Origin of the sequence: Burkholderia pseudomultivorans (assembly GCF_902499075.1) — a bacterium.
Lineage (GTDB): Bacteria > Pseudomonadota > Gammaproteobacteria > Burkholderiales > Burkholderiaceae > Burkholderia > Burkholderia pseudomultivorans.
The window spans coordinates 144,472-163,585 of sequence record NZ_CABVPP010000003.1 but is presented as its reverse complement, the minus strand read 5'-3'; the positions used below and the strand labels follow the sequence as shown (position 1 = coordinate 163,585).

The 19,114-nt window shown below is 67.9% G+C and carries 18 protein-coding genes and 1 tRNA gene; 8 read left to right on the top strand and 11 right to left on the bottom strand.

Going from position 1 to position 19,114, the window contains the following annotated elements; all coding sequences use genetic code 11:
* Positions 1–140: 140 nt before the first annotated feature.
* Together BST28156_RS04255 and argG are read left to right on the top strand one after the other, a co-directional pair.
* Positions 141–1,208 (top strand): FUSC family protein, encoded by a 1,068-nt coding sequence (locus tag BST28156_RS04255; RefSeq protein ID WP_174901588.1) that lies wholly within the window; start codon positions 141–143, stop codon positions 1,206–1,208.
* A 284-nt stretch (positions 1,209–1,492) separates the two neighbouring features.
* Positions 1,493–2,830 (top strand): argininosuccinate synthase, encoded by a 1,338-nt coding sequence (argG, locus tag BST28156_RS04250; RefSeq protein ID WP_060245709.1) that lies wholly within the window; start codon positions 1,493–1,495, stop codon positions 2,828–2,830.
* Between the two features lie 447 nt (positions 2,831–3,277).
* Here the strand turns inward: argG and BST28156_RS04245 are convergent, their stop codons facing one another.
* Both BST28156_RS04245 and BST28156_RS04240 read right to left on the bottom strand, forming a co-directional pair.
* Complete coding sequence (locus BST28156_RS04245; protein ID WP_060245708.1) at positions 3,278–4,588, bottom strand: MFS transporter; 1,311 nt, start codon at positions 4,586–4,588, stop codon at positions 3,278–3,280.
* 170 nt (positions 4,589–4,758) lie between these two features.
* On the bottom strand, positions 4,759–5,841 hold the full coding sequence (locus BST28156_RS04240) for a tartrate dehydrogenase (protein WP_174901587.1): 1,083 nt from the start codon (positions 5,839–5,841) through the stop codon (positions 4,759–4,761).
* Positions 5,842–5,949: 108 nt separating this feature from the next.
* Here BST28156_RS04240 and BST28156_RS04235 point away from each other — a divergent pair, with 108 nt between their 5' ends.
* Positions 5,950–6,870 (top strand): LysR family transcriptional regulator, encoded by a 921-nt coding sequence (locus tag BST28156_RS04235; RefSeq protein WP_174901586.1) that lies wholly within the window; start codon positions 5,950–5,952, stop codon positions 6,868–6,870.
* 52 nt (positions 6,871–6,922) lie between these two features.
* Here BST28156_RS04235 and BST28156_RS04230 read toward each other — a convergent pair whose 3' ends face one another.
* The 3 genes from BST28156_RS04230 to BST28156_RS04220 form a co-directional block, all read right to left on the bottom strand.
* Positions 6,923–7,984 (bottom strand): LysR family transcriptional regulator, encoded by a 1,062-nt coding sequence (locus tag BST28156_RS04230; RefSeq protein ID WP_254596344.1) that lies wholly within the window; start codon positions 7,982–7,984, stop codon positions 6,923–6,925.
* A 101-nt stretch (positions 7,985–8,085) separates the two neighbouring features.
* Entirely contained in the window at positions 8,086–8,505 is a 420-nt protein-coding gene (locus BST28156_RS04225) for a hypothetical protein (RefSeq protein WP_060245705.1), read from the bottom strand.
* A gap of 121 nt (positions 8,506–8,626) precedes the next feature.
* Positions 8,627–9,433: an AraC family transcriptional regulator gene (locus BST28156_RS04220; protein ID WP_174901584.1), complete on the bottom strand. Its 807-nt coding sequence runs from the start codon at positions 9,431–9,433 to the stop codon at positions 8,627–8,629.
* A 157-nt stretch (positions 9,434–9,590) separates the two neighbouring features.
* Here BST28156_RS04220 and BST28156_RS04215 point away from each other — a divergent pair, with 157 nt between their 5' ends.
* Complete coding sequence (locus BST28156_RS04215) at positions 9,591–10,217, top strand: LysE family translocator (RefSeq protein WP_060245703.1); 627 nt, start codon at positions 9,591–9,593, stop codon at positions 10,215–10,217.
* A complete protein-coding gene (locus BST28156_RS04210) occupies positions 10,214–10,981 on the top strand; it encodes a class I SAM-dependent methyltransferase (RefSeq protein ID WP_174901583.1) in 768 nt (255 codons plus the stop codon). Before BST28156_RS04215 ends, BST28156_RS04210 begins: the two co-directional genes overlap by 4 nt.
* Before the next feature lie 39 nt (positions 10,982–11,020).
* Here the strand turns inward: BST28156_RS04210 and BST28156_RS04205 are convergent, their stop codons facing one another.
* From BST28156_RS04205 to BST28156_RS04190, 4 genes are all read right to left on the bottom strand, one after another.
* Positions 11,021–11,710: a DUF2848 domain-containing protein gene (locus BST28156_RS04205; protein ID WP_174901582.1), complete on the bottom strand. Its 690-nt coding sequence runs from the start codon at positions 11,708–11,710 to the stop codon at positions 11,021–11,023.
* A gap of 74 nt (positions 11,711–11,784) precedes the next feature.
* Complete coding sequence (locus tag BST28156_RS04200; RefSeq protein WP_060245701.1) at positions 11,785–12,171, bottom strand: cupin domain-containing protein; 387 nt, start codon at positions 12,169–12,171, stop codon at positions 11,785–11,787.
* A gap of 43 nt (positions 12,172–12,214) precedes the next feature.
* Positions 12,215–13,693 carry a 4-hydroxyphenylacetate 3-hydroxylase family protein gene (locus BST28156_RS04195; protein ID WP_174901581.1) on the bottom strand — a complete coding sequence of 493 codons (1,479 nt, stop codon included), beginning with the start codon at positions 13,691–13,693 and terminating at the stop codon, positions 12,215–12,217.
* 34 nt (positions 13,694–13,727) lie between these two features.
* Entirely contained in the window at positions 13,728–14,252 is a 525-nt protein-coding gene (locus tag BST28156_RS04190; protein ID WP_060245699.1) for a flavin reductase family protein, read from the bottom strand.
* A 274-nt stretch (positions 14,253–14,526) separates the two neighbouring features.
* On the opposite strand from BST28156_RS04190, the gene BST28156_RS04185 reads away from it, so the two are divergent.
* Complete coding sequence (locus tag BST28156_RS04185; protein ID WP_060245698.1) at positions 14,527–15,750, top strand: IscS subfamily cysteine desulfurase; 1,224 nt, start codon at positions 14,527–14,529, stop codon at positions 15,748–15,750.
* A 53-nt stretch (positions 15,751–15,803) separates the two neighbouring features.
* On the opposite strand, the gene BST28156_RS04180 is transcribed toward BST28156_RS04185, so the two are convergent.
* Positions 15,804–16,346, bottom strand: a complete 543-nt coding sequence (locus tag BST28156_RS04180; protein ID WP_060245902.1) for a MarR family winged helix-turn-helix transcriptional regulator — start codon at positions 16,344–16,346, stop codon at positions 15,804–15,806.
* 128 nt (positions 16,347–16,474) lie between these two features.
* On the opposite strand from BST28156_RS04180, the gene BST28156_RS04175 reads away from it, so the two are divergent.
* On the top strand, positions 16,475–17,065 hold the full coding sequence (locus BST28156_RS04175) for a nuclear transport factor 2 family protein (RefSeq protein ID WP_174901580.1): 591 nt from the start codon (positions 16,475–16,477) through the stop codon (positions 17,063–17,065).
* Between the two features lie 15 nt (positions 17,066–17,080).
* Here BST28156_RS04175 and rtcR read toward each other — a convergent pair whose 3' ends face one another.
* Positions 17,081–18,697 (bottom strand): RNA repair transcriptional activator RtcR, encoded by a 1,617-nt coding sequence (gene rtcR, locus BST28156_RS04170; RefSeq protein WP_174901579.1) that lies wholly within the window; start codon positions 18,695–18,697, stop codon positions 17,081–17,083.
* A 335-nt stretch (positions 18,698–19,032) separates the two neighbouring features.
* Here rtcR and BST28156_RS04165 point away from each other — a divergent pair.
* Positions 19,033–19,103: transfer RNA gene (locus BST28156_RS04165), tRNA-Phe, on the top strand.
* Positions 19,104–19,114 lie beyond the last annotated feature (11 nt).

The window sequence follows — 19,114 nt, the reverse complement described above, 5'->3', positions numbered from 1 at the left end:
CCTCGGCGCGACGCGCTGCCGCCCGCTCCCGCCGTGGACAGCCCGCGCGCGTTCGGCTAGCGTTACGTCTGCTCGCACGGCGATGCGGCGCCGGCCGGCGCCCGCGCCGCGGCGCGCGTTCCCGCCCACTCCGCTCCGCCATGACCGCCCAGTTCCCTGCCCGGCTGCCGCCCTTGATCCGCGGCGCGCTTCGTCCGCTGCTCGATCCGTACCGCCGCTACCGCCACGCGAAGCTGATCCATGCGGCGCGCGTCGCGCTCGCGATTCTCGTATCGATCGGGCTGTCGACGGGGCTGCGCGTGCCGCACGGCGAATGGTCGACGATCACCGTGCTGATCGTCGTCGGCGGGCTGCAGCATCACGGCAACATCCGCAAGAAGGCGGCCGAGCGCGCGCTCGGCACGTCGATCGGCGCACTCGCGGGGCTGCTGCTGATCCTGCTGCATTCGGCCGTGCACGCGCCGCTCGCGGTCTACGGGCTGATGGCGATCGCGTGCGGCTTCTGCGCGTATCACGCGATCGGCAAGGCCGGCTATATCGCGCTGCTGTCGGCGATCACGATGGTGATCGTCGCCGGGCACGGCGACAACGAGATCGTCGACGGCCTGTGGCGCGCGGTGAACGTGCTGACCGGCATCGCGATCGCGCTGGCGTTCTCGTTCGCGCTGCCGCTGTACGCGACCTATTCGTGGCGCTACAAGCTCGCCGACCTGCTGCGCGCGTGCGCGGCCGTGCACGTGCGACTCGCCGGCGACCGCCACGTGAGCGACGACGCGCACCTGAAGGAGATGGCCGCGCTCAGTGCGCTGCTGGTCCAGCTGCGTTCGCTGATGCCGTCCGTGTCGAAGGAATGCGGGATCTCGATGGCGCAGCTGGAAGCGATCCAGCGCAGCCTGCGCCTGTGCATCAGCACGCTCGAAATCCTGTCGAGCGTGCTGCCGGCCCGCGACGATGTTGCGGCCCGCGAATACCTGCGCGTCGGCCTGAAGGGCGTGAACCGGCAGATCCGCGACACGCTCGTCGGCGCGAGCCGCGCGCTCAAGTTCGGCACGCCGAGCCGGCTCGCGCCGCGCCGCCGCGCCGGCGGCCTGTCGGGCGACGCGCCGCCGCAGTTGTCCGGGTACGTGTCGATCATGCTGAAACTGGCCGGCGAGGTCGATCAGTTGCGCGAGAAACTGCTGGATACCGCGCGCGCCTGGAATATCTGACGCCGGCGCGCGGCACGCGGCTCGCAACCTTTCAAATTTCATACGAAACGGCGCAAATACCGGATCGCGCCCCGCTTTCCAGCCGCGCTTTCAGCGTTTTTCAGCGTTTCGCGCCGCGGCGACCGTCGCGCCCGACGCGTCGCGAACCGGCCGCCAGGCCCGCCGCGACGGGCCGGAGCCGCCATTCGGGCTAAAATCAGCCCTTGCCCCAACTTCCCGGACAGCCGATACTCGCATATTCCGCGAAATACGATCCCACCGGACTTCAATCCACGGCAATTCCTATGAGCACGATTCTCGAAAGCCTCCCGACCGGCCAGAAAGTCGGTATCGCCTTCTCCGGCGGCCTGGACACCAGCGCCGCGCTGCACTGGATGAAACTGAAGGGCGCCGTCCCGTACGCATACACGGCGAACCTCGGCCAGCCCGACGAAGACGATTACGACGCGATCCCGAAACGTGCGCTCGAATACGGCGCAGCCGGCGCCCGCCTGATCGACTGCCGCGCGCAGCTGGTGGCCGAAGGCATCGCGGCGCTGCAAAGCGGCGCGTTCCACATCACGACGGCCGGCGTCACGTACTTCAACACGACGCCGATCGGCCGCGCCGTGACGGGCACGATGCTCGTCGCCGCGATGAAGGAAGACGGCGTTAACATCTGGGGCGACGGCAGCACGTACAAGGGCAACGACATCGAGCGCTTCTACCGCTACGGCCTGCTCGTGAACCCGGACCTGAAGATCTACAAGCCGTGGCTCGACCAGACGTTCATCGACGAGCTCGGCGGCCGCGCGGAAATGTCCGAGTTCATGAACCAGGCCGGCTTCGCGTACAAGATGTCGGCCGAGAAGGCGTATTCGACCGACTCGAACCTGCTCGGCGCGACGCACGAGGCGAAGGACCTGGAAAGCCTCGAAAGCGGCATCAAGATCGTGAACCCGATCATGGGTGTCGCGTTCTGGCGCGACGACGTGAAGATCGCTGCGGAAGAAGTGACGGTGCGCTTCGAAGCCGGCCAGCCGGTCGCGCTGAACGGCGTCGAGTTCAAGGACCCGGTCGAGCTGCTGCTCGAGGCGAACCGCATCGGCGGCCGTCACGGCCTCGGCATGAGCGACCAGATCGAGAACCGCATCATCGAGGCAAAGAGCCGCGGCATCTATGAAGCCCCGGGCCTCGCGCTGCTGTATATCGCCTACGAGCGTCTCGTCACCGGCATCCACAACGAAGACACGATCGAGCAGTACCGCGAGAACGGCCGCCGCCTCGGCCGGCTGCTGTACCAGGGCCGCTGGTTCGACCCGCAGGCGATCATGCTGCGCGAAACGGCGCAACGCTGGGTCGCGCGTGCGATCACCGGCGAAGTGAAGATCGAACTGCGCCGCGGCAACGACTACTCGATCCTGAGCACGAAGTCGCCGAACCTCACGTACCAGCCGGAACGCCTGTCGATGGAGAAGGTCGCTTCGACGTTCTCGCCGCGCGACCGGATCGGCCAGCTGACGATGCGCAACCTCGACATCACCGACACGCGCGACAAGCTGCGCGTGTATTCGCAAGTCGGGCTGCTGACGCCGGGCGAAGCGTCGGCGCTGCCGCAAATCAAGGGCGACGGCGACAAGTAAGTCGCTTCGTTCGACGCCGTGCCGCATCGTTTGCATGCGGCACGGTCGGGCAGGCTGCCCGTGCCGCGCATCGTTGCGCACGCAGCCTGCCGCTTCCCCTCTCCCCGCCTGTCCGCTGCCCCGCCGTATTCGCATCCCGCCGCGTGACGCGTCAACCGCACTGCACCGCCGCGCCAGTCATGGCAAGCTGCGAGTCGTCCGACTCCCGCCTCGACGCATGACCACCGTTACCGTCATCCACCTGAACGGCCCGATCAACAGCGGCAAGACGACGATCGGCCTCGTAGCAGCCTCATAGCGGCTGCGGCGGCAAGCCTTCCGTCCCGCGCGTGAACCTGCGCTGACGCTGACGTTCCCGCCCGGCCGATCGCGCGCCGCCATGCACGGGAACCGGACGGGTACGCCACGCACCCGTCCGGCTCCCATGCACCGCACACATCGCCGCGCTTACGAGTGATGCCGCACGCCCGGCACGGCCGCTTCCCGCGCCCCCTTGCGGCTCAGCATCAGCGTAACGACCGCCGACACCGCGAGCGTGCCGGCCACCACGTAGAGCCCGGCCGCATACCCGCCCGTCGCGTGCTTCAGCCAGCCGATCGCGAACGGCCCGACGAATCCGCCGAGATTGCCGATCGAGTTGATCATCGCGATGCCCGCCGCCGCGCCGGCGCCCGACAGGAACGCGCTCGGCATCGCCCACAGCGGCGCCTTCGCGGCACTGATCCCGATGTTGACGACGACCAGCGCGAGCACGGTCAGCAGCGCGGTGCTCGCCTGCCCCGCGAACACGAAGCCGATGCACGCGAGCACGCACGGAATCACGACGTGCCACGTGCGCTCGCCGGTGCGATCCGAATGCCGCGCCCACACGATCATCGCGACCACGGCGGCGATGCTCGGAATGCCGGTCAGCAAGCCCGTCTGCCATGCGGTGAAGCCGAACTGCTTGACCATCAGCGGCGCCCACAGGCCGAGCGTGTACAGCCCCGCCGACGTGCCGAAGTAGATCAGCGCGAGCGCCAGCACGCGCGGGTCGCGCAGCGCCTGCCACGCGCCGGCCGTATGCCCCGCGTGCGTGTGGCGCGCGTCCGCCTCCGCTTTCAGCTTCGCGATCAACCAGTCGCGCTCGTCGGCGCGCAGCCACGCAGCCTGCGACGGCGCATCGGTCAGGCACTTCAGCACGACGAAGCCGAGCACCACCGCCGGCAGCGCTTCGACGATGTACAGCAGCTGCCAGTCGGCCAGGCCGAACATCGGCGGCATCTGCATGATCGCGCCCGACAGCGGCGAGCCGAGCGCGGTCGAGATCGGCGCGGCCGCCATGAACCACGCGGCGGCCACCGCGCGCTGCTTCACGGGGAACCACAGGCTCAGGTACAGGATGATGCCGGGGAAGAAACCGGCTTCGGCCATGCCGAGCAGGAAGCGCAGCACGTAGAAGCTGGTCGGCCCGGCCGCGAACGCGGACACGGCCGACACGATCCCCCACGTGATCATCACGCGCGCGATCCAGATGCGCGCGCCGACGCGGTGGAGAATCAGGTTGGACGGCACTTCGAACAGGAAGTAGCCGACGAAGAACAGGCCGCCGCCGAACCCGAACGCGGTCGGCGACAGGCCGATCGCGTTGTTCATCGTCATCGCGGCGAAGCCGACGTTGACGCGATCGAGAAAGCTGACGAAGTAAAGCAGCATCACGAACGGAATGATGCGCCACATCAGTTTCCGTGCGACGCGGGTTTCCAGATCCGCTTGCATGTGTCTCCTCCTTCGAGGTCGGGCCGTGCGCCGTCGGTCGGAGGACCATCGGCGCCGGCCGGCGCCCGGCTCGCGTCGGATGCGCGAGTCGCGGGCAGAAAAAATGCGTGAATGAAGCGAACGGGCGGCGCGCGGCTGGCGGCGCACATGCGCGGCCGCCCGCGCCGCCGTCAGGCCGCGACCGCCGCGTGCGCGACGCGCTCGCAGACGGCCGCCGTCACCTGCACGGTCGTCGCGCTCCCGCCGAGGTCGCGCGTATGCAGCGACGGGTCGGCCGTCACGGCCTCGATCGCCCGCATCACGCGCGCGGCTGCGTCCGTCTCGCCGAGATGCTCGAGCAGCATCACGACCGACCAGAACGTGCCGACCGGATTCGCGAGCCCCCTGCCCATGATGTCGAACGCGGAGCCGTGGATCGGCTCGAACATCGACGGATAGCGGCGCTCGGGATCGATGTTGCCGGTCGGCGCGATGCCGAGGCTGCCCGCGAGCGCGGCGGCGAGATCGCTGAGAATGTCCGCGTGCAGGTTGGTCGCGACGATCGTGTCGAGCGACGCCGGGCGGTTGACCATGCGCGCGGTCGCCGCATCGACGAGTTCCTTGTCCCACGTCACGTCGGGAAATTCCTGCGCGATCTGCTTCGCGATCTCGTCCCACATCACCATCGCGTGCCGCTGTGCGTTGCTCTTGGTGATCACCGTCAGCAGCTTGCGCGGCCGCGACTGCGCGAGCCGGAATGCGAACCGCATGATGCGTTCGACGCCGGCGCGCGTGAGGATCGACACGTCGGTCGCGGCCTCGATCGGATGGCCCTGGTGCACACGACCGCCGACGCCCGCGTATTCGCCTTCCGAGTTCTCGCGGACGATCACCCAGTTCAGGTCGCCCGGCCCGCAGCGCTTCAGCGGCGCATCGATGCCCGGCAGGATGCGCGTCGGGCGCACGTTCGCGTACTGGTCGAAGCCCTGGCAGATCTTCAGGCGCAGCCCCCACAGCGTCACGTGGTCGGGTACGTCCGGATCGCCCGCGGAGCCGAACAGGATCGCATCCTTGCCGCGCAGCGCGTCGAGACCGTCGGCCGGCATCATCGCGCCGTGCTGGCGGTAGTAGTCGGCGCCCCAGTCGAAATCCTCGAACTCGAACGCGAAGCGGTCGCTGCCGCGGGCCAGCGCTTCCAGCACCTGTTTGCCGGCCGGCACCACTTCCTTGCCGATGCCGTCGCCGGGAATCGTTGCGATACGGTAGGTCTTCATGCGGACATCCTCGATTGATCGTGAGCGTGAACGCACTTTACCGAACCGGTATTGCAGAAACCGGGGCTATACTCAAAGCATCTTTAACTTGAATTCATGAATCCCGTCATGGCGGATACCGTCCAGCCGGCCGATCTCGGTTTCTTCTCGACGCTGGCCGCGTCGGGCAGCCTGAGCGCGGCCGCACGCGAACTCGGGCTGACCGCGGCGGCCGTCAGCAAGCGGCTCACGCAGATGGAGCGGCGCGCGGGCGTGACGCTCGTCAATCGCACGACGCGGCGGATGATGCTGACGCCCGAAGGCGACGTGTACCTGGAATACGCGCGCCGGATCCTCGACCAGATGGACGAACTCGGCGAACTGCTCGGCAGCGCGAAACAGCGGCCGAAAGGCCTGCTGCGCGTGAATGCGACGCTCGGGTTCGGGCGCAGCCACGTCGGCCCGGCGATCTCGCGCTTCGTCGCACGCTATCCGGAGGTGTCGGTGCAGTTGCAGTTGTCGGTGATGCCGCCGCCGCTCACCGACGACGCGTTCGACGTGTGCATCCGCTTCGGTGAACCGCCCGACACGCGCATCGTCGCGCGGCGGCTCGCGCCGAACCGCCGGCTGCTGTGCGCGGCACCCGCGTATCTCGCGCGGCACGGCACGCCCGGCACGCCGCACGACCTGACGCGGCACAACTGCATCGGCATCCGGCAAGGCGACGAGGGTTACGGCGTGTGGCGCCTGACGAGCGGGCGCGGCGCGGCCCGTCACACGGAAGCCGTGCGGATCAACGGCAACCTGACGACGAACGACGGCGAGATCGCGGTGAAGTGGGCGCTCGACGGGCACGGGATTCTGATGCGCGCGGAATGGGATCTGCGCGACTATCTCGCCGACGGGCGGCTGGTCGTCGTGCTGCCCGATCATCAAACGCCGAGCGCCGATATCTATGCGGTGTATGCGCAGCGTCACCAGATGTCCACGCGGATTCGCGCGTTCGTCGATTTTCTGGCGGACGAGCTCGGACGCTTGAAAAGCACGTAGCTCGCCGCCGGCTGCGAGACTCCGCCGCCGCGCGCGAACGCGCGGGCCAGGCTCAGCTGACTGCGGCCAGTGCAGCCCGGTCGCGTGCGTCGGCAGCCGTGGCGAACGCCGCACGCGCGCCGTCGGCCGCGGCCGTGCCGTGTTCCGGCTCATGCGCCACGCGTGCATTCGCGGCCGGCCGCCATCCCACTGCCCCCGCCAGCCCTGTGTGTTCGTTCACGGCCTGCACGAAACGCTCGGCGATCCAGTCGACGAACGCGCGCACGCCGGGCGACACATGCCGGCGCTTCACATAGACGGCCGACACCGCGAGCGCATCGGGTTGCCAACGCGGCAGCACCTCGCGCAACCGGCCGGCCTGGATCAGCGGCTGCGCGGCGACGCGCGTCGGCTGGATCAGCCCGAGGCCGTGCACGCCGCAGGCGAGGTACGCCTGCTCGTCGTCCACGCTGACGATGCCGTCGAGCCGCACCTTGCGCACCGCGTCGTCCACCACGAATTCGAGCTCCGCCGGACGCTGGCCGAACACGCGCGACCCGCACACCGCACGATGCGCGTCCAGATCGTCGGGGGTGCGCGGCACGCCGAAGCGGTCGAGATACGCGGGGCTCGCGCACGTCACGCGCTCGAGTGCGCCGAGCCGGCGCGCGACGAGCGACGAATCGGGCAGTGCACCGAGCCGGACGCTGCAGTCGATCGCGTCGCCGATACGATCGCCCGCGCGCCCGGCCACGGCGAGCATCAGCTCCAGATCGGGATGCCGGGCATGAAACTCGCCGAGCGCCGGCAACACGATCGCGCCCGCCACCGACGCCGGCAATTCGACGCGCAGCGGCCCGCTCGGATGCAGCGCGGCGCCCCGGATGCTCGCTTCGAGCTCGTCGACGTCCGCCGTGATGCTGACGCAGCGCCGGTAATACGCGTCGCCTTCGGGCGTCGGCCGCAACGCGCGCGTCGTGCGCACCAGCAGCGGCATGCCGAGCGCCGCTTCGAGCTCCTGCACGGTGCGCGTGGCGGTGGCGCGCGAAATGCCGAGCGCCTGCGCCGCGCGGGTAAAGCTGTTCATTTCGACGATGCGCGTGAAGATGCGCATCGCGCGGATCGGATTGTCCACCGGACACCTCTGCATGGTTGCACTGTGCCGCGGCGCGCGTTCGCGCACCGTGCGTGCGTGTCGATGTCGACGCAAGCCGCGCGAGCGGCGCGGCCGTCGGGTCAGGCGTTCGCCGCCGCGACGCTGCGCGCCGGTTCGGCGAGCAGCCGTTGCGCGAGCGCCAGCGCGTCGTCACGGCTCGCCGCCGCATTCAGCGGATAACCCCAGACCTTCTCGAAGGCGCCCGAAAAGGCATTGAGCGCCACGCGCCGCGCCGCATCGGGCTCGATCGCGATCATCCCGGGAATCCATTCGCGCGACAGCGCGCGGTTGGCTTTGCTCCACTTCGCGAGCTGCTTGCGCATCTCGTGATCGTTGTCGGCGCGATCGTCGCCGGACGGCGCATCGTCGGTCAGAAGAACGAAGCGTTCGCGGCGCGCCAGCAACGCGTCGAGCTCGGCAATCAGGCGGGCGGGATCGGTGTGGGTCGAGCCGCTGTAACGCAGCCAGACAAACGGAAATTCAGTCGTGACGATTTGCATGTCGGCCTCCAGATGAGAACGATTCTCATTTTATGGAACGAGACCTCATGCGTCATTTCTCATCCCGGCCAACTGCTTTTTCAATCCAGCCAACCACGCGCGGGGTGCGCAGCCCGGCGTTTCAGCGCTGCCGGTCGGTCAGGTACTGGGTCGGCGGCTTGCCCGTCGCCTTGCGGAACATCGTCACGAAGCTGCTCGCGCTTTCGTAGCCGAGGTCGATCGCGACCTGATGCACGCGACGACCGGTCGTCAGCATCTGCAGCGACAGCGCGACGTGCAGCCGCCGGCGCCAGTCGCCGAGACTCATCCCGAGCTCCTTCGCGGCAAGCCGCGTGAGGCTGCGCTCGCTGATGCCGGCGCGCCGCGCGAGTTCGGCGAGCGGCGACCTGTCGGCCGGCTCGTCGAGCAGATGATCGATCAGCTTGCGCAGCCGGCGATCGACCGGCATCGGCAGGTACAGATCCTCGACCGGCGCCGCGACCAGCTCGTCGAGCAGCGTCGCCATCAGGCGCCCCTGCGGCCCGTCGACGTCGTACAGATTCGGAAAGCTCGCCGCCTTCAGCAGCAGTTCGCGCAGCAGCGGCGATACGCCGAGCGTGCAGCAGCGCGTCGGCAGCGCGAGCGCGGCGTCCGGCTCGACCAGCACCGCGTAGAACGTCGCGCCGGCCGAGCCGCGCGCCGCGTGCGGGACGTCGCCCGGAATCCACACCGTGCATTGCGGCGGCGCGCTCCATACGCCGCCGTCGATCTCGCAATAGATCACGCCGCTCAGCGTGTAGAGCAGCTGCGCGTGCCGATGACTGTGCCGCTCCAGCCGCCATTCGGGCTCGACGACCGAGCCGCCGAACAGCACGAGCGGGCGCGGCATCGGAGAATGGACTAGGTTCGCCGCCGGGTCGGTGCCGGCGTCGCGTGGAAGGTTTTGCATGGGACGGTCAGATGGAGAACGCCGGCCGCCGCAGCGCGCCGTTTCTCCGTGCTTATACCAGAAAGGCGGCAACGCGGCCGGCCGCTTCGGCAGGCGCATATCGAAGCGCATACAATGCGGCAGACCGCCGCCGCTGCGCCCCCCTTCCGGAGCCGCCATGTTCGACCTGACCACGCTGACCACCTTCACCGCCGTCGTGCTGGGCCTGTTCCTGATTCCCGGCCCCGCCGTCCTGCTCGTATTGAGCCGCACCGTGCAGGGCGGGCGCAAGACCGGCATCCTGACCGGCCTCGGCGTCGCGAGCGGCGACTTCGTGCATACGCTGTTCGCGGCGGTCGGGCTGTCCGCGCTGCTGATGACGTCCGCGCTCGCGTTCAACGTCGTGAAGTGGGTCGGCGCCGCGTACCTGATCTATCTCGGCGTGCGCGCATTGCTGGACAAGCCGTCCGATCCGTCGTTGCCGAAAGTGTCGCCCGTCACGCCGCTGAAGGCCTATCTGCAGGCGATTCCGGCCGAAGTGCTGAATCCGAAGACCGCGCTGTTCTTCCTCGCGTTCATGCCGCAGTTCGTGCATCCGGAGCGCGGTTCGACCTTCGTGCAGTTCGCGGTGCTCGGGCTGATCTTCGTCGTGCTCAGCTCGCTCTACACGACGCTGATCGCCTGCGCGATCCGCCCGCTCGGTCGCGTCGTGAAGCGGCTGACGTGGCTCACGCGCTGGCAGGGCAAGATCATCGGCTCGATCTTCATCGCGCTCGGGCTGCGCGTCGCGGTGCAGCAGCGATGACGGGCAGCACCGCCGTCGCGCCCGCCGACGAGACGCTGTACACGGACGCGCGCCTCGTCGCGCTCTACGACCTGTTCAACGCGGGCGACCACGACTTCGCGTTCTACGCGTCGCGCATCGGCCGCGCGCGGCGACGCATCCTCGATCTCGGCTGCGGCACGGGCACGTTCGCGCGCCGGCTCGCGGCGGCCGGCCACGACGTCGTCGCGATCGATCCTGCACCGGCGATGATCGACCACGCGCGCCGCCAGCCGGGCGCGGACGCGGTGCGCTGGCTCGCGTGCGAGCTGCGCGGCCTGCCGCCCGGTGAACCGTTCGACGCGGTCGTGATGACCGGGCATGCGTTCCAGTGCCTGCTGACCGACGACGACATCGACGCGACGCTGCACGGCGTGCGCCGCGTGCTCGCGCCCGGCGGCCACTTCCTGTTCGAAACCCGCAACCCGCGCGTCGAAGCGTGGCGCACATGGACGCCGCAGCAGTCGGCGCGCCGCGTGGATTCGCCCGAAAGCGGGATCGTCGAGCTTCATCACGCGGGGTACGAGATCGACGGGGCAATCGTGTCGTTCGACACGCACTACCGGTTCCATCGTGACGGCACGCTGCTGAAAAGCGCGAGCCGGCTGCGCTACATCGCGCAACGCGACCTGCATGCGCGCGTGCTCGATGCCGGATTCTCCGGCGTCGAATGGTGCGGCGACTGGCACGGCGCACCGTTCGACGAAGCGACCAGCGCGGAGCTCATCGCGACCTGCCGCGCGTGAATCGCGAACGAACGCTCGCGCATTCGTCCTGCGCCGGCCTCACCCCGCGACCGGCATCGTCTCCACCGCATACGCATGGCGGATCGTGCGCCCGAGCACCGGATCCTCCAGTTCGATCTCGAAGTGCTCGGCCGGCCGGATGCCGCCGATCGCCGCGAGCGTGCCGCCCAGCATCGCGGTGCCGTCGACGAAGCGGCCGCCGTGCCGCGCGAACTGGGCGAGCAGATCGTCCGGCGTGCGCATCGCGGTGACGCTGCCCTGCTGATACAGCACGCGCTCGCCGCCGATCGTCGCGTACGCGCGCAGCACCAGCCGGTCCCAGTGCGCTGCGACGTCGTCGAGACGCCACAGCGTATTCGCGCACGGCTTGCCGCACATCTGCTTCGATACGGTGATCCCGTACGTCTCGACCTCGCGATCGGTGTGGTCGGACGCGACCCCGACAAAGGTCTCGCCGCCGTCGCGCACCAGCACGAATTCCGCTTCGCCGCTGCTCTGCCCGCCCGACACCTGGATCGCCGGCGCCGGATCGAGGCGGTTGGCCGCGACGCGATAGAACACCGGCGTGGTCGCCGGACGCCTGACGCCGAGCGCTTCCAGCTCGCGAATGTGCTTTTCCATGGCCGCGGTATCGCGGCCCGTCCAGCCGGCGATCACGAGCGTGTCGATCGCGATCCTGCGTTCGGTCGTGCCGTCGCGACCGTCGATCGCGAACGTGATGGTTTTCATCGAATGCTCCTCGTGGCGGACGGCGCGCGGCACACGCGCCGCCGTCCGCAATGGTTCGTGAGCCGGGCCGCGACTCAGGCCGGATCGTAGTAGTGGATTTCGAGCAGCACGCAGCCGCCGTTCGACTTGAACGGGCCGTGCCATGCGCCGGGCGGACGCACCGCATACGTGTAGCCGCTGAACGGCGTGCCGCCGTTGCCGTGCGCGTCGTTGCCGACCGTCAGGTCGCCTTCGACGAGAAACACTTCCTCCCAGTAGTCGTGCACGAACGGCTGCTTCGTATGAAGGCCGGCCGGCAGACGCAGCAGGCGCGTGCGGCTGCCGCGCCGGTTCTCGGTGTCGAGCGCGCCCGACAGGATCAGTTCCTGCGCGCCGGAGGCCGGGTCATAGCCTTCCGGCAGCCGCCAGTCGCGGTTCATGTCGAGCGTATGGAATTCGTCGTGGAGCTTGTTGATCGCCATCCTTCCCTCCTGTGTGTCGTAGCGAATCGGGTCGATGCCGGCGTCAAGCGGCGCGCGGCGTCGACAGTTCCTGGTCCAGCGAATAGCTGCCGAGCATCGAATCGACGAGATGCGAGGCGCGCTGCCAGTCGTACGTGCGGTATGCATGGCCTTTCGTGACGAACGACGCGCCGGCATAGAACAGCTCGTACTGGTTGTGGCGCGACGCGAACTCGGAGCCGACCGCGTCCCATGCGAGCTTGAAGAACTTCACGCGCTCCTCTGACGAGCACACCGGCGACTTCTGCGTCTTCTCGATGATGCGCAGCAGATCGGGGTTCTCGAAGTCGCGCACGCTGGACGGCAGCATGATCATTCCGCCGCCGGCCAGTTCGCGCAGCGTGTTGAGCACCTTCGAGTAAAGCTGCTGCGTAACGACCTGCGAGCCGTACAGCATGTTGCGATCGGGCACGTAGTAGCCGTTGACGACGGCGCCCTTCGCCTCCATCCCGTAGACCCACGCCTCGACCATCGACGCTTCGGCCGCAAGCTGGCCCAGCGTCTCGCGCACCTGCGGAAACGCGTTGGTGCCGTTCACTTCGGAGATCTTCAGGCCGAGGCCGACCAGGAAACGCAGCTTCGTCATCAGCCGTATCTGGCACTGGTAGTTCTGGTAGACGTGCGCGGGCGTCGCATGGAACTGCTTCGCGCACATCGCGGTGTCGCCCGCGACGAACACGCGTTCCCACGGCACCTTCACGTCGTCGAAATACAGCACCGCGTCGTTTTCGTCGAAGCGGCTCGACAGCTGGTTGTCGAACACCGACGTCGCGTTTTCCTCGTACGACTTGCGCGACATGATCTTCATGCCCTTCGCGTTCATCGGCACCGCGAACGACAGCGCGTACATCTCGTCGCCCGCGCGCAGCGGCTGGATGCAGCTGCAGAACACCTCGTTGGCCATGATCCCGCTCGTCGCGAGCATCTTCGCGCCGCGCACCGTGATGCCCTCGGCGTCCTGGTCGACGATGCCGACCGCGAGGTACTTGTCTTCCTGCTCGTGCGCGGCCTTCGACTGGTTGGCCTGCGGATTGACGATCACGTAGGTCAGGAACAGGTCGTTGTCGCGTGCGTAGCGGTAGTAGTCGCGCAGCGCGCCGGCGCGGGCCGGATCGTATTGCTCGAACACGTCGGCGCCCATCACCATCCCCGCGATGCACGACGCGACGTGGTCGGGCGAGCGGCCCATGAAGCCGTAATGGAGCTCCGACCAGGCTTCGAGCGCCGCGCGACGCTCGACGAGTTCGTCGTAGGACGTCGGCAATTGCCAGATCTTGCTGACGCGACGGCCCGTATCGGGCGACGCGAACGTCATCTTCGCGACGTTCTCGTCACGCGCCTGGTAGTCGTACAGGCTCGCGTAGCTGCGGATCGAATTGCGGAAGGCCGCGTGCGCCGTGACGTCTCCGACCGGCTGGCCGTTCAGATAGACCTGTCGCCCGTCGCGCAGCGACGCGATGTGCTGAGACCCGTTCTTGATCATGATGTCCTCCTGGGTGGAATGATTCGGACTGCATTCAAGCCGACGGCGCATGCACGCCATCGAGCGTGCGGTAGCGGCCGCCGAAGAAAATCAGCGGGCGCCCTTCCGCGCGCGCCCGGTGCCGCGTCACGCGGCCGACGAAGATCACGTGATCGCCGCCGTCGTAGTGCGCGTACGGCGCGCACTCGAAGGTCGCGAGCGCGTCGGGCAGCAGCACCGAGTCGTCGTCCGGCTCGCCGGCGCGCCAGCCCCACTTGTCGCCGTTGGCCTTCGCGAAGCAGTTCGACAGGTGTTGCTGCGTCTCGTCGAGCACGTTGACCGCGTAGCGATCCGCTTCGAGCAGGCCGCCGAGGCTCAGGCTGCGACGGTCGACCGAAAACAGGATCAGCGGCGGATCCAGCGACACCGAATTGAACGACGCGACCGTGATGCCGATCGGCACCCCCTGCCTGCGCGGCGCGGTAATCACCGCCACGCCCGTCGCGAACATCGACAGCGCGGCGCGAAAGCGCCGTTGTTCGTCCGCGTTCGAGCCGTGGCCGGCCTGGTTCTCGCTCATCTCGCTCTCCTTGAGTTGATCGCGGCTTCCGCCGTGGAATCCTCCCGGCAAATCACCGAAATTTAGCTTTGTTATTTAGCTTTTATTAAATGCAAACAAAACGGCCGACTCAAGCTGTCGTAAACCCTGATCTTCAAAGCTTTGTTTAAAAGACAACCCTACTGGCGGGATGGATGTTGCGCGGCGCTCGCGAATGTCCACGTACACTGCGGACAGCGTCTTTCCCCGGGGTTGTCGCGCACCGCGGCAGCCCCTGCCTTCCGGAGTCCGATTCATGTCAACCCAGCCGACATCCCGTCCGATCTACATGGACTACAGCGCGACGACGCCGGTCGATCCGCGCGTGGTCGAGAAAATGGTGCCGTTCCTCCACGCGCAGTTCGGCAACCCCGCATCGCGCAGCCACAGCTACGGCTGGGAGGCCGAGCAAGCGGTGGAGGAAGCGCGCGCCCACGTCGCTGCGCTGCTCGGCGCCGATCCGCGCGAGATCGTGTGGACGTCGGGCGCGACCGAAGGCAACAACCTCGCGATCAAGGGCGCCGCGCATTTCTATCAGGGCAGGGGCAAACACATCGTCACGGTGAGGACCGAGCACAAGGCCGTGCTCGATACCTGCCGCGAACTCGAGCGCCAGGGCTTCGAACTTACGTATCTGGACGTACAGGAAAACGGCCTGCTCGACCTCGATGCGCTGCAGCAGGCGTTGCGCGCCGACACGATCCTCGTGTCGGTGATGCTCGCGAACAACGAGACGGGCGTGATCCAGCCGGTCGCGGAGATCGGCGCGATGTGCCGTGCGCGCGGCATCGTGTTTCACTGCGATGCGGTGCAGGCGGCCGGCAAGATTCCGGTCGACGTGAATGCGCTGAACGTCGATCTGCTGACCGTGACCGCGCACAAGGTCTATGGCCCGAAGGGCATCGGTGCGCTGTACGTGCGCCGCAAGCCGCGCGTGCGCATCGAGGCGCAGATGCACGGCGGCGGCCACGAGCGCGGGATGCGCTCGGGCACGCTGCCGACGCACCAGATCGTCGGCATGGGCGAGGCGTTCAGGCTCGCGAAGGAAGAGATGGAAGCGGAGAGCCGTCGTGTCGGCGCGCTGCGCGACCGGCTGCTGGCTGGCCTGTCGACGCTCGACGAGGTCTACGTGAACGGCGACCTCGCGCACCGGATTCCGCACAACCTCAACGTCAGCTTCAACTTCGTCGAGGGCGAGTCGCTGATCATGGGGATCAAGGGCGTCGCGGTGTCGTCAGGCTCCGCCTGCACGTCGGCGTCGCTGGAGCCGTCCTACGTGCTGCGCGCACTCGGCCGCAGCGACGAACTCGCGCACAGCTCGATCCGCTTCACGCTCGGCCGCTTCACGACCGAGGCCGAAGTCGACGACGTGATCGCACAGGTGCGCGACACGGTCGGCAAGCTGCGCGCGCTGAGCCCGCTGTGGGACATGCATCTCGAAGGAGTCGACCTGAGCACGATCGAGTGGGCCGCGCACTGAGCGCGTCGCAGCGAAGGGAAACCGCCGGCGCATCGGCGCGCGGCGGCCTTGTGTCAGCCTTTTTCCTGGCGGGCGATCATGTGCGCGAGATCGAGCGTCGCGCGATCGCCGTTGGTGACGAGGCGATCGATCACCGAGCAGAGCACCTTGAATTCGGTCTTCGTCACGCCTTCGAACAGCACGTTGTTGATGCGCTGCTGCGTTTCCGCGAGCGCCTTCAGCAGCTTGGTGCCGGCCGGCGTGACCGTGAGCCGCATCTTGCGCTTGTCGTCGGGATCGGCGCGCTTGTCGATCAGGCCGAGCTTCTTCAGCTTGCCGGTCTCGATCGTGACGAACGCGCCGCTCAGGTGCAGGTGATCGGCGAGGCGGTTGACGGTCACGACATCGTCGTGCGACAAATGCGCGACCGACACGAGCAGCGAATACTGGATGCCAGTCAGGCCGACCAGCGAGCCGAAACCGTCACGCACCGACAGCAGGCGTGCGGCGAACGGCAGCAAACCATTGATCAGGTGCCGGAATTCAGCGTCCGTGCCGTCGATCAGGCACGCTGGGTTGGTAATCGTCAGAACGGACTCCTCTTGCTGCTTGGCCATGACGTTCACGCTCCGTGCGGTCATGCAAATTTAGCTTTGAAACGAAATTATACGGCAAAGGCACATGCGCCCCGGCCCGCCACCGGGCGGCGCGTGCGGCCGCACGGCCCGCTACAGGAGAATTGACCATGCCCTTCCCGCTTCCCGCCGAGTCGGTGCGCGCGCTGCTCGAATGCTATCTGCGTGCGAAGGACCTGAACCGGCCTGCGCTGATCGCCGACTGTTTCGCGGCCGACGCCGAATTGAGCTTTTCGCTCGCGCGCGACGACATCGATTTCCCGGCGCGCGTCACCGGCGCGCCGGCCATTGCGCACACGCTGGTCGGCGATTTCGGCGAGCGCTTCGAGCGCTGCCGAACCTACTATGTGTGCGTGGAGCCGTCGGTAGACGAACAGGGCGTCAGCGAAATGCCGTGGCTCGTCGTGATGCGCCAGAAGGATAACGGCGCATTGCGGATCGGGCACGGTGCGTATCGTTGGCGATTCGCATCGGACGCGCACGGTGCCGGACGGATTGCCGAGTTGCAGATCCATATCGCGCGCATGGATACGATCGACGATCCGCACGCGGCGAAGCTCGACGCGCTGCATGCGGCGTTCGGCTATCCGTGGCTGCCGCCGCAGGCGCTCGCGCGCGGGTTCGCGGCGCTGGCCGCCGCGCAGCCCGACTGGACGTTCATCGCGCCGTTTCGACAGATTGCGGCTGCGACCGGCGCCTGAGCGCGCCGACGCGGCTTACCGCACGACGTCGAGCGCCTGCCGTACGCCGTCCCAGTCGAGCCCGAATCGCGCGAGATACTTGCGCAGCCGGTCCGCGTCGTTCGGCTGCTTCTTGCCCTGCCGCGACACCGCGAACAGCGTGCGCCCCGCTTCCGACAGACTCGCCGACACGCGGCACACGTCGAGCACGCGCTCGAGCTGCACACGGTCGAACAGGTCGAGTTCGGCCGCGCGCGCGCCGAGCACCGCGTCGACGCGCGCGTCCGCACCCGCGCCGCCCGGCGCGGACCACGTGCGCGCCAGCCGCTCGACCTCCTGCTCCGCGATGTCCTCGGTAATGCGGCCCGCGTCGGCCAGCGTCGCCATCCGCGTGACCGACGCCGACAGCTCGCGGAAATTGCCGGCCCACGCCGCGCGCGGCGACGTCGCAAACGCGAGATAGCGCCGCTTCGCCTCGACGTTGAAGCGCACCTGCTCGCCCTGCTCGCGGCCGAAACGGTCGAGCTCGAATTCGAGGTTCGGCTCGATGTCCTCGCGCCGCTCGGCCAGCCCCGGCAATTCATAGGTCCACAGATTGATCCGCGCATAGAGATCCTCGCGGAACGTGCCGGCGGCCACCATCTGCCGCAAGTCGCGATGCGTGCCCGCAATCAGCTCGAAATCGCTGGTCGCCTCGACATCCGCGCCGACCGGCAGGAAGCGCTTCTCCTCGATCGCCTTCAGCAGCATCGCCTGCTCGTCGAGCCCGAGTTCGCCGATCTCGTCGAGAAACAGCAGGCCGCAGTCCGCTGCGCGCAGCAGCCCCGCGCGCGCGGACTGCGCGCCCGTGAACGCGCCCTTCACGTGACCGAACAGCGTCGACATAGCGGCATCGCCGCGCAGCGTCGCGCAGTTGATCTCGATGAACGGCCCGGCGAGCCGATGGCGGCTGCGCTTCAGCTCGTACACGCGTTTCGCGAGAAACGACTTGCCGGCGCCCGTCGGCCCGACGAGCAGCATCGGCGCGCGCGAGCGCACCGCGACGCGCTCCAGCTGCTCGATCAGCGCATTGAAGCGCTTGTTGCGCGTCGCAATGCCGGCCTTCAGGAACGACACCGTCTCGTCGCGCTCGCGCGTGAAGCGCTGCGCGATCCGGTTGTAGCGCGACAGGTCGAGATCGATCACCGACACCGTGCCCGGCCCGCTCGGCCCCTCGTCGGTCTGTTGCGGCGGCCCCGTCTGTACGAGGCGCGCCGGCAGGTAGCGCGCCTCCGCGAGCAGGAACCAGCAGATCTGCGCGACGTGCGTGCCGGTCGTGATGTGGATCAGGTAGTCCTCGCGGTCGAGGTCGAACGGGTACGCGCGCGCGTAGTCGTGCAGCGTCGCGTAGACCTCCTCGAAATCCCACGGATCGCGAATCGCGACCGCCACGGGCCGTACCTCGGTGTGCGGCGAGATGCGCTCGATATCTTCCTTCAGGCGGTTCGCGAGCCGCCCGTAGCTCGGCGGATGCAGCAGTTCGAGCCGGTCGATCGGCAGGTCGGGCTGGTCGCACAGCGAGACCGTCGGCCGCCACTTGCGCCAGCGGCGCTGCACGCCGCCGGCCTGGTCGAGCACGGTGCCGAGAAAACCGATCGCGACGGTCTTGCGCATTTTTTATCCCACAAGATAAGAAGCGATCCGATTGTATCGGAATTTCTCGAGCGCATTTCGTCGACGGCTCTTTGCAGCGCGCGCCAAAGCAACGCAATTCCCCTTCAAATTCAATGACTTGAAAATTATTTTATGTACCGCGATGCCCGCTGGCACGCTCCTCGCTAAATAGAAAGCGCCGGATGTCCCGCTGGCCCGCGAGTGAAGGTTCGCAAGCCTTGCTGGTGCGCCGCCGCCGAACACGATTCGTCGCGGCAGCGCATGCCGCCATGGACAGACGAAGGCAAAGGGGCGCGCACGGCGCCGCGCCCGGGTTCGACTCCCGGGGCGCCCACCGTTCGATAGCTCATAGGTAGAGCAGCCGGCGAAAGCCGGCGTGTAGCGGGTTCGACTCCCGTTCGAACATTGTCCGCAAGG

Excerpts from the sequence above, each read along its gene's own strand:
- BST28156_RS04190 (WP_060245699.1), bottom strand. The coding sequence starts at position 14,252 with ATGAGCGAGAACCAGGCCGGCCACGGCTCGAACGCGGACGAACAACGG.
- BST28156_RS04185 (WP_060245698.1), top strand. The coding sequence starts at position 14,527 with ATGTCAACCCAGCCGACATCCCGTCCGATCTACATGGACTACAGCGCG.
- BST28156_RS04195 (WP_174901581.1), bottom strand. The coding sequence starts at position 13,693 with ATGATCAAGAACGGGTCTCAGCACATCGCGTCGCTGCGCGACGGGCGA.
- argG (WP_060245709.1), top strand. The coding sequence starts at position 1,493 with ATGAGCACGATTCTCGAAAGCCTCCCGACCGGCCAGAAAGTCGGTATC.
- rtcR (WP_174901579.1), bottom strand. The coding sequence starts at position 18,697 with ATGCGCAAGACCGTCGCGATCGGTTTTCTCGGCACCGTGCTCGACCAG.
- BST28156_RS04220 (WP_174901584.1), bottom strand. The coding sequence starts at position 9,433 with ATGCAAAACCTTCCACGCGACGCCGGCACCGACCCGGCGGCGAACCTA.
- BST28156_RS04205 (WP_174901582.1), bottom strand. The coding sequence starts at position 11,710 with ATGAAAACCATCACGTTCGCGATCGACGGTCGCGACGGCACGACCGAA.
- BST28156_RS04225 (WP_060245705.1), bottom strand. The coding sequence starts at position 8,505 with ATGCAAATCGTCACGACTGAATTTCCGTTTGTCTGGCTGCGTTACAGC.
- BST28156_RS04240 (WP_174901587.1), bottom strand. The coding sequence starts at position 5,841 with ATGAAGACCTACCGTATCGCAACGATTCCCGGCGACGGCATCGGCAAG.
- BST28156_RS04245 (WP_060245708.1), bottom strand. The coding sequence starts at position 4,588 with ATGCAAGCGGATCTGGAAACCCGCGTCGCACGGAAACTGATGTGGCGC.
- BST28156_RS04215 (WP_060245703.1), top strand. The coding sequence starts at position 9,591 with ATGTTCGACCTGACCACGCTGACCACCTTCACCGCCGTCGTGCTGGGC.
- BST28156_RS04210 (WP_174901583.1), top strand. The coding sequence starts at position 10,214 with ATGACGGGCAGCACCGCCGTCGCGCCCGCCGACGAGACGCTGTACACG.
- BST28156_RS04175 (WP_174901580.1), top strand. The coding sequence starts at position 16,475 with ATGCCCTTCCCGCTTCCCGCCGAGTCGGTGCGCGCGCTGCTCGAATGC.
- BST28156_RS04200 (WP_060245701.1), bottom strand. The coding sequence starts at position 12,171 with ATGGCGATCAACAAGCTCCACGACGAATTCCATACGCTCGACATGAAC.
- BST28156_RS04235 (WP_174901586.1), top strand. The coding sequence starts at position 5,950 with ATGGCGGATACCGTCCAGCCGGCCGATCTCGGTTTCTTCTCGACGCTG.
- BST28156_RS04255 (WP_174901588.1), top strand. The coding sequence starts at position 141 with ATGACCGCCCAGTTCCCTGCCCGGCTGCCGCCCTTGATCCGCGGCGCG.
- BST28156_RS04180 (WP_060245902.1), bottom strand. The coding sequence starts at position 16,346 with ATGGCCAAGCAGCAAGAGGAGTCCGTTCTGACGATTACCAACCCAGCG.